General features: G+C 59.3%; 1 protein-coding gene. It reads right to left on the bottom strand.

Annotated features, from left to right (window positions below; genetic code table 11):
* A partial coding sequence (locus VRS74_RS12655) for a hypothetical protein (RefSeq protein ID WP_354145589.1) occupies window positions 1-1,026 on the bottom strand: 1,026 nt, incomplete at both ends.

Below are 1,026 nucleotides of genomic sequence, written 5' to 3'. Positions count from 1 at the left end.
TTCAGGCAGTTGCAGCAGATCGAGACCGATCGACGCCTCATTGCCTTTGAGCGGATTGGAGAAGCGGATGACCGCCTGAGGTGCCCATTGCAAAGTGGCTGCAGGAAAAAGATCGGCGATGGGGGTCGTTGCCTGCTCGAACTCGGCCTGGCTTGTGATCCTCTCGAGCGGCAGGCGCGACAAGGCCTCAGTAATCCGCTCCCGCTCTTCAAGCTCTGTTGAGATCCTCTCAGCCAGGCGCTCGGCTACTCTCTGCGCGTCCGCCCGCGCCAGTTCGCGCTCCTGGATGTAGTCAGCATAAAGCAGGCCCCCGCCTATGAGCAGGACGGTGCCCCCGGCAGCAAGGCCAATGCCGAGCGAGCGGCGATCAAGCACGAGCCGGGTAAGCAGGGCCCCCTTCGCCGCCTCTTCCCCTACCCCCGCGGCAGCCGCGAACGCCTCAAGACGCAGTCCCAGCCAGTAGGAAGAGGCAAAGATTACCGTCGCAGCCATGCCATGCATGACGAAGAGGGGCTCGGTAATGCCCAGCCCAAAGGCCAGGATCGCAAGGATCACCGCCCAGAAACCCCCTGCCGTCCACCAGTTGGAAAAACGGATCGCCAGGGGAAGAAGGGCTATGGCTGACAATACTGGAATATTCGCCACGGCCTGATTGGCGCTTAGTATGCTGGCCCAAAGAAGGAGCGCGGCCACAAAGACTGATTTACCGATGACATTCCGGGCAAAGAGCATGGCGGCTAACGTCATCACAGTAGATCCAACGACACGCAGTATCGAGAACTGGCCTTCAAGATCAGTGGCGGAGTATCGCGAAAGCTCGGAATGAAAGGTTATCGCGAAAGTCGACCACAGTAGAAACAGAACCGCAGAAAGTCGCAGCACAACAGCCCTGACATCTTCCATGCGCCATTGCTTTTGGACCAGGATGATCGCGGTTGACCACAGCACCATTACGAGCAGTGTTGAGAAGACAGACCTGACCAGCAAATGCGCTTCGCGCGCTTCGCCCTCGTGGCTGAACCAGGC

The sequence above is a fragment of the Altererythrobacter litoralis genome (assembly GCF_036324225.1).
Lineage (GTDB): Bacteria > Pseudomonadota > Alphaproteobacteria > Sphingomonadales > Sphingomonadaceae > Erythrobacter > Erythrobacter litoralis_A.
This window is presented reverse-complemented; position numbering and strand designations above follow the sequence as displayed.